At 33.3% G+C, this 7,707-nt stretch carries 10 protein-coding genes and 1 pseudogene; 5 read left to right on the forward strand and 6 right to left on the reverse strand.

Annotated elements, in window-relative coordinates; all coding sequences use genetic code 11:
• Positions 1–221 precede the first annotated feature (221 nt).
• Together ACQKII_RS06500 and ACQKII_RS06505 are read right to left on the reverse strand one after the other, a co-directional pair.
• A complete protein-coding gene (locus ACQKII_RS06500) occupies positions 222–845 on the reverse strand; it encodes an HTH domain-containing protein (protein WP_427457483.1) in 624 nt (207 codons plus the stop codon).
• The gene (locus tag ACQKII_RS06505; protein ID WP_427457430.1) at positions 826–963 is read right to left on the reverse strand and encodes a hypothetical protein; all 138 of its coding nucleotides are present in this window, start codon (positions 961–963) and stop codon (positions 826–828) included. The genes ACQKII_RS06500 and ACQKII_RS06505 overlap by 20 nt, the downstream gene beginning before the upstream one ends.
• Positions 964–1,120: 157 nt before the next feature.
• On the opposite strand from ACQKII_RS06505, the gene ACQKII_RS06510 reads away from it, so the two are divergent.
• The 4 genes from ACQKII_RS06510 (at position 1,121) to ACQKII_RS06525 (ending at position 4,518) form a co-directional block, all read left to right on the forward strand.
• Entirely contained in the window at positions 1,121–1,327 is a 207-nt protein-coding gene (locus tag ACQKII_RS06510; protein ID WP_427457432.1) for a helix-turn-helix domain-containing protein, read from the forward strand.
• A gap of 90 nt (positions 1,328–1,417) precedes the next feature.
• Complete coding sequence (locus ACQKII_RS06515) at positions 1,418–2,425, forward strand: hypothetical protein (RefSeq protein WP_427457434.1); 1,008 nt, start codon at positions 1,418–1,420, stop codon at positions 2,423–2,425.
• A gap of 136 nt (positions 2,426–2,561) precedes the next feature.
• A complete protein-coding gene (locus ACQKII_RS06520) occupies positions 2,562–3,875 on the forward strand; it encodes an Ig-like domain-containing protein (protein WP_427457436.1) in 1,314 nt (437 codons plus the stop codon).
• 211 nt (positions 3,876–4,086) lie between these two features.
• Positions 4,087–4,518, forward strand: coding sequence for a hypothetical protein (locus ACQKII_RS06525; RefSeq protein ID WP_427457438.1), 432 nt, complete (start codon positions 4,087–4,089; stop codon positions 4,516–4,518).
• 151 nt (positions 4,519–4,669) lie between these two features.
• Here the strand turns inward: ACQKII_RS06525 and ACQKII_RS06530 are convergent, their stop codons facing one another.
• Together ACQKII_RS06530 and ACQKII_RS06535 are read right to left on the reverse strand one after the other, a co-directional pair.
• A complete protein-coding gene (locus ACQKII_RS06530; RefSeq protein WP_427457439.1) occupies positions 4,670–5,392 on the reverse strand; it encodes a M15 family metallopeptidase in 723 nt (240 codons plus the stop codon).
• Between the two features lie 169 nt (positions 5,393–5,561).
• Positions 5,562–6,206: pseudogene (locus tag ACQKII_RS06535) on the reverse strand (PBSX family phage terminase large subunit); the annotation flags it as partial.
• 158 nt (positions 6,207–6,364) lie between these two features.
• On the opposite strand from ACQKII_RS06535, the gene ACQKII_RS06540 reads away from it, so the two are divergent.
• A complete protein-coding gene (locus tag ACQKII_RS06540; RefSeq protein WP_400940565.1) occupies positions 6,365–6,757 on the forward strand; it encodes a hypothetical protein in 393 nt (130 codons plus the stop codon).
• A 138-nt stretch (positions 6,758–6,895) separates the two neighbouring features.
• Here the strand turns inward: ACQKII_RS06540 and ACQKII_RS06545 are convergent, their stop codons facing one another.
• Together ACQKII_RS06545 and ACQKII_RS06550 are read right to left on the reverse strand one after the other, a co-directional pair.
• The gene (locus tag ACQKII_RS06545; protein ID WP_427457441.1) at positions 6,896–7,021 is read right to left on the reverse strand and encodes a hypothetical protein; all 126 of its coding nucleotides are present in this window, start codon (positions 7,019–7,021) and stop codon (positions 6,896–6,898) included.
• Positions 7,022–7,078: 57 nt separating this feature from the next.
• Complete coding sequence (locus ACQKII_RS06550; RefSeq protein WP_427457443.1) at positions 7,079–7,315, reverse strand: hypothetical protein; 237 nt, start codon at positions 7,313–7,315, stop codon at positions 7,079–7,081.
• Between the last annotated feature and the right edge of the window lie 392 nt (positions 7,316–7,707).

Here is a 7,707-nt window from a genome sequence, read left to right on the forward strand (position 1 = left end):
ATTACATACTCCTCCCTCTAGTTCAATTTTGATCGAACTATTTTAATAATACCTCAAATAAAATTTTATTTGGATAACTATTTCCATTTACCATTCCAACCAATTTTCTAACGCTGGTGCACATTGAACTATTGCTTGTGGACGACTATCACGCTCCTTAAGCCAGTTATAAAACGGCACTGGACGCTCTCTATTCTGAGTTTCTTCTATTAGATGATGAATTAACGCTCAACAACCTTACTATATGCCCCTACAAATACAGCTCTTAATGTACTAGCAACTGTCAATACACCATCTTTAATATCCATAGCAATTTTAAATAGCACGTTCTTAGCTTTTATGAAGTCAGTTGCACTATGAACCTGAGTAGCTAATACAGCCTTGTGCAATTCATCTTTCAAGTTATCCGATAAAGGTAAGCTGTGCATGAAATCAAATAGCATCACTTGGTACTCATTCATGTATTCCTTACAAGCTTCTTTTTCAGCGTGAGCATCTATATATACTTGCTGTAAAGTGCTTGTTTTAAAAGAAGAAAGATTAAAAGATTTAGATGATTGATTTTCAGATTGTGGAGGACAAACCGCGTCATTACATGCTTCATAGACTGTCTCTCGTTGGGACACGCTCGATGGGACATAAGGTAAAATGCGATAAATACTAGCACCTTTAATGCCGTTTGATTTCGTACCAGGTACTTTTTCAATGATGCCTAACTCAGCTAATTTCTTAATACTTCTATAAACCGTCTTTGTACTAACTTCCAATGCTTCTGCAATCGTCCTTGCTTTTAAGCGACAAGCTCCTGGGTATTCCAGTGAATGACTAGCAAGCTTGAAAACGATGGCACGTTTCTGATTCTGTTAAATCGTAATAGTGCGCTGCTATGTGGTCCTCCACACTCTTATCCATATCTGCTATTGATTCAAATGTTGTGTATGTTGCTAAGTATTCAAATGCCATCGTTTTCACCTACCATTTATTATTAAATATAATAATTTAATTATATATGTATTTGATTATAAATCATTAAATATAATAATTCAATGATTTTATTTATTAAATGTAATAATTTGTGTATAATCAAATTAAGGAATTTTAAAACAAGGAGTTGAATTACATGGTTGAATTAAAGTTTAAGTTGAAGGAAGTTTTACAAGCACGGGGAATGTCACAGTTAGAACTAGCTCAAAAAACAGGAGTCACAACAACTGTAATAAGTGAATTGGCTACAAATAGACGAACTTCTATTAATAGAGAGTATGCAACTAAAGTTATAAAGGCTTTAGAAATTACAGACATGAATGAAATATTTGAGGTTAAGTAACAGATAACTAATTAAGGTTGTCTGTTTTTTCATATGTACTTTTCACTCCGAATTACCTAAAATGGAAATATAGAGGGAGGAATTATTGAAATGAAAAAATTAATTTTTAGTGCTGCATTAGTATTAAGCTTGGGATTAGCTGGTTGTGGAGCAGATTCATCAAAGGAAGATAAACCTAAAGAGAATGATGCTAAAACTGAAGAACCACAAAAAGTTTTGGCTAAAACAACGGATGATGTAATTCAACATTTTAAAGATGATGGTTTAGAAATAGGAGAAGTTTCTGATTTACCAAATGATGAATTTGGTAATATCCGCAAGGAAGGAAAAAGAGTTTTAATTCCTTCCCTTGGTGATGATTCAGGTGGTCGATTATTCTTATTTGATAGTGAAGAAAACTTACAAAAAGCTAAAAGTTACTACGATGAATTAGGTAATTCAGGACCAATGTTTTATTCACACACACATCAGAGTGGCTTATTCTTAATTCAAATGAATGGCGATATGGAAGATAATGAATTCGCTAAGTATGCAGCTTCACTTGAAAAAGCTGTAACAGGTTCTACTAACGTTGAAATCAAAGAAGAAAGCAAAGTAAATAAAGCAGATAATCTAACTGTAGCTAATGTCGGTGATGTAGTAAAAGATGACTTTGCAGGTACATATACAATCACTGATTTGTATGAAGCACCAACTGATAAATACAAAAGTGCTGATGTTGAATTTACTATTGATGGAATTAAAACGGCTAAATTAAAGGCGGAAAATCCTGATTTGATTGAAACAGCTGCTGAAACAAATGTCCTTATCCTATCTATGACAGGAGAAAATTTATCTGACGACACAGTTGATTTTCATCCTAACACAGCTAAAATGATTACTGATACAAAGCGTCAAATCGATTCAAATGTAATGATTTCTCCTTTTGAATCTGAGTTTATAGGAAAGGTAATTCAAAAAGGTGAAGTTATCTTTGATTTAGGAGAAGAAGGTTTAGAAGGAGTAAAAGAATTAAAATTTGTATTTGATAGTACTTCAAAAGATAACAGATTTATTGGTGATAAAATAACAGTAGTTGTACCAGTAAATAAAAAATAGTCACTCACCGAGTGGCTTTTTTATTATCAAAAATAACCGATTATTATCATGGTAAATAAGTCTCGAAATGGTTAAAGTTGTTTCTGGAGGTTATTTAAAGAAATTACCTTCAACAATTTTTAAGGAGGATACATAAGTGAATATTTTATTTAAAAAAGGTTTTATTTATCTGGCTTTAATGCTGTTCGTTCTAATTAGTTTTAATGTTGAAAGAGCATCAGCAGCAGAAGCAGTTGATTATGAGGAAGGTGTTACTAATTTAAATAACACTCCTGAAAATAGTGCAGTAGTTGGTAGTGTGCTTAAGAATCCCGAAATTGGGTGGAAAAGATATGATGACAAGAACCAAAAAATTATTATCGGGAATTCTTCACACGTTAGATCTGCTTTTGGCACTCCGTATTACAAAGATAGGTCTTCACAGTTTTATAATAACAGTTCAGCAACTTTCAATTTTAGCGGAACTAAATTAAGAATTATATCAACAAAAGCCAATGGTTATTCTACAAATATTGAAGTAAGTATAGATGGCAAAGTAGTTGATGTTTTTTCTCAAAGTTCAGATCCAAATATAACTACATTACGAACTATAACTTACGAAAAAAATAATTTAACACCAGGAACACATACTGTAGTGATTAAAAACGTTAAGGCTAATGATAGACCCTTTGATATTGATGCTATTGATGTAGATGGATATTTAATATCAGAGAACGAAATTCCTAAAGTAGAATCCATCACTTTAGATAAAAATAATCTAGAATTATTTGAAGGTGACTCAGAAAAACTAACAGCAACAGTTACTCCAGATAGCGCAAATGTAATTTGGATGAGTAGTGATGAATCTATTGCAACTGTTGATCAAAACGGAAATGTCATTGCTATTAAAGAAGGAGTAATTACAGTCACAGCACAAGTACCAAATTCAAATCTTACTGCCAACTGCGTTGTAATTGTTAAGAAGCGAGGAAATACAGAATCTGAATCAATTACATTAGACAGAAATGTATTAGAACTACTAGAAGGTAGCCAAGATAAATTAACAGCTACAGTCTTACCTGAAGACTCATTAAACAAAAATGTAATATGGTCTTCAAGTGATGAAACAATTGCTACAATTGACCAGAATGGTAATGTAACAGCTATTCGCGAAGGCGAAGCTACTATTTTCGCTAAGGTCGAAAATACAGAACTAGTTGCAACTGCTACAGTTATCGTTAAGAAACCAAACAATGAATCATCAAGTGCTATTCTAAGTATCACGTTAGTAAACGGCATAACAAAAGAATATGATGTAACTAATACAGTTTTAAACAATTACTTAAATTGGTTTGAAAGTGCTCAAGGTACTTCAACATTCAAATTCTCAAAAACAATTTCACCTTATAAAAAAGTAACGGAATATATCGTACATGATAAGATTGCTTCATTTGAAGTAAGAGAATACTAAACACAAAAAGACCAGGTACTCACTTTTAAATGAGCGCCTGGTTATTTATTTTGGTGACTTAATAATAATTTTTCCACCTGTGTTTTAAGTGCTTGTTTAGCATACTGAAGTACAACATCTTCGCAATATAATCCAATAATTGGTTGACCATCTAAAAATATTTATGTTATTATAATATTGTAATATATTTCAAATTTTAGGAGGTTTTATTTTGAAGAAAAAATTATTACTTGTACCTGTTATCTCTCTAGGGTTGTTTAGTGGCTTAACTGGTGGTGTATCAGCGGCTGAAACAGAAAATACAAATCAAATTCAAACTCTTTCTACTATAAATACATACAGTAGTATTCATGATCGAGCTTATGAACTAAAGAATGGAGGTATTGGAAACTCTTATACTACCACTTATAACCCTATTAAATACTATAAATTTTACTTCGATGGTTATGATGGAGTTTCTGTAAGATTTGATAGTATGGGTTCTCATAAATTGAGTATACTAAATGGGAACTTTATCGAGGTTGGATCTGATCCTGGTGTATTAGCAAATGATTTAACTCAAGGTTGGAATTATATTGAAGTAGTAGATACTAGACCGGGTCTTAGTGCATCGTATTATGACTTAAAAGTAACTTGGTATTAATTTATTAGTATTTCATATTTAGAAAAAAATAATTTTTAAAATATATATTTAATTCTATAACTCTTGTAACAATAAGACCAAGACAGCATTAAGCTATCTTGGTCTTTAGTATTTTTATGATAAAGTTCGATAAGTACTGTGCTGATTTTAACTATTTTTTATTATTTCTACGCTGCTGAATCGTAATATACAACCCCATTAAACGGTCCGTAGTCATTGTACCATTCTGTAAATCCTTCAAATGTGAAGCCTGGATAATACCATCCTTTACCGCCTGTGCGATATAGTTTTCTGCAGTTTTCATAGCTGGTGATCCTGGATACCATGTTTGAGTCACTTTGATTTCCTCCTTTTTGTCTTCCACAATTAATTGGACTTGCATTTTGCTGTTACTTGGCACGATTACAGTACCTTCTAACTTATAACCCTTTGGCATAATCCAATTAGCTTTAACCTCAAAGTGCGGACGATCAATAGCATTCGTCCAAGTGCCTCCCCACTCAACGCCTAATTTCTTAGCAATTGCACCGACTTTATTTAAAGTAGTCACATCATATAATGATTGTGGAGGATCAACAGCAATGTCCCACGCTAAACGTGATTTATGATTACTGTTTAATGTCCAGGTAACTATTTGCCCTGATCTTGTACGCCCCTGAGCATATAGATATTTTTGCCGTTCTTGGCTGCGGTGATAAAATACGTCATGCCATTCACTAAAGTAACCTTTGTATATTTGCTGCCACTTTTCGATTTCTTTATAGGTCTGGTCTGACATCGGTATCTTTTTGATATCCGAGACATCCTTTATTTTTTGCACTAACCCCAATTTAGCCATCACCCCCTTCATCCAGTTAATTGTTTTGTTGAACATGTCATCACCACCTATACTTCTATATAGTCTTTTTTACAACAAGGCGATAACAATCTTTTGAATTGAAAGTCAGAGTAATAATGTGTATATGGTTTATAAAATGTTTTATAACACTTACAACATTGTTTTCTCTTTCGACTAAAAATATCTTTAAGTTTCATCGCATCACCTACCCACGTAAATATCGTTTGAAGAAGTAGTTATTAGCATATCGGCACTCATCCAGTGCGTGGTTGAAGTCATCAATTGGTTCGCCATTATCTAAACGGACATACATGCCAATTTCTTTTAATAAGTCGTAATGATCGTATTCACTATCTGTCTCCACAATTAAAAATTGCTCGTTAGTGATTGAGTTTTGTAGTCGTTCAATACCGACCTCAATCCCTTTCGAGCTTCCTGTAACATCTTTGCTATTATTGTCTGCTGCCTTTGTCTGAATACCTAACAAGTGTAATTCCTCTCTTAGTGATTTACATGCTGGGTCAACAAAGAACTCTGTGTAACGCATCTCAAACGTTTTAACACACCATTCTTTAAATTTAACTAACTCTTTTGCATAAGTGGACATTGCTTTAACTTGACCTGTCTCAGCGCCACTATGGTAGTAGTTAGCCACACGCAATAGCCTGAATTTATCCTCATATCTCACAACGATATTACAGCTACATGAAGTAGCATCAGATTGACCACCATCAGCCACGAAAAACATTTCGTATATTTGCCCTCGTATTTTTGGCAACACATTAGCTTTCATGTTAAACATGCCATAAATAACACCTTGAGGCATCACACGCTTACCTTCCCAGTCTCGCTATCAGCAAATTGATGTTAAAAATACTAAAAGAATTTTCAAAAAAATGTATTTATTAACTTAAAAGGTTATAATAAAGTATAAAAAATGCCAAAAACCTATTTCAAATTTAACTAAAATGTTTGATTTAAAAATTTTGTAATTAAGGAGAATTATTAATGAAAATTCAAACCAGTAATACATTAAATTATTTGAAAACAGAGGTAAATAAAAATATAAAAAATGAAAGTCTCTTAGATTTATTTGGAATTAAAAATATAAATAAAGACAAAGACGAAGACGAAAACGAAAAAAATATCAAACCTAAATTCGAAACCAGATATGAAGATGGTTATATACGTACATATCTTGTGAAATCGAATGGACAAAAATTAGTTAGATTACTTGTTAGGGAGGTTAAACAAACCCAAGAAAACATGAAAGAGTCCATAGACTTAGAGGATATGTTGATACAAGAGCTTGAAAAGTTATCTAATCCCAAAAAATATGAACAGAATACTTCTATTTTTGAAAAAGAAAAAAATATTTCTAAATATAAAACAGGTATTTGAGGACGAACAATATAAACCATGATTAGAAATGATTATTAATATGCGTGAAGGTTTAACAAATATCCTAAAGAGAAAGTCTCTTTTATTGCCACAATCCAAAGTTGTGGCAATAAATTCGTAGGGGCACAAGCCCCCACATCACGCCATCATCTGTTTTACAATGTTATCTTTAATACGTTTAATACTAGTTGCCGATAAAGCCATTATGTGCTGACCTATCCAACGTTGAGATTTACCATCTAACATCCAGTTCAGCACTTGCATTTCTCTGTCTCCAGTAACTCGATCGACCCGATTTTGAACCTCTAAAAGCTTCTTCTCCTACTCTGCAACACGCTTGATGTTCTTTGAACGTCTAATAGCTTCCTGCATAATCGGATCACCTACACCGCCTACTGCCTTTGGTAATGTAGCCTCAATACCGTATTGTGCCGTTTTTGCCCCGACAACCATTTCTGCTCGCATTTCTTTGATGGCGTTAACCATCCAGTGGTAGTCTGTAATCATTGCGTCTAGCTTATCCTGTGTAAATGTTAATACTTGCCCTTGTTTGCCCATTAGGTTTGCCCTCCTAAGTTATGATATACTACTGTTACTAACAAACCTTAAAGGGCATGAACCAATTCTGGGCTGTAGCGTGTGAAGACGCTGCGGCTTTTTTATTTTCAGTTATTGCGTAATTTACTCATATTGTGCATTAACTTTAACTTTAACTTTTCAATCCCTTTTCTATAAGGCTTCTTAACACCTTCGATTGATTCGATCCATCTTCAATTAAATTTTCAATTTCACTCCAAACATCTTCAGAAAGAGTTAACGGTAAGCCCGAAATACAAAAATAAGCGCACCTTCTCTGTACGCACGACGAATGGCCAGCTATCTGAGTTTTTTTCAGATAACTGGCTATTTTGAACATGTGGCTTGGATATTATTCGACCAAGGCATGTAAT

This window comes from Lysinibacillus sp. NPDC048646 (assembly GCF_050272295.1).
Lineage (GTDB): Bacteria > Bacillota > Bacilli > Bacillales_A > Planococcaceae > Lysinibacillus.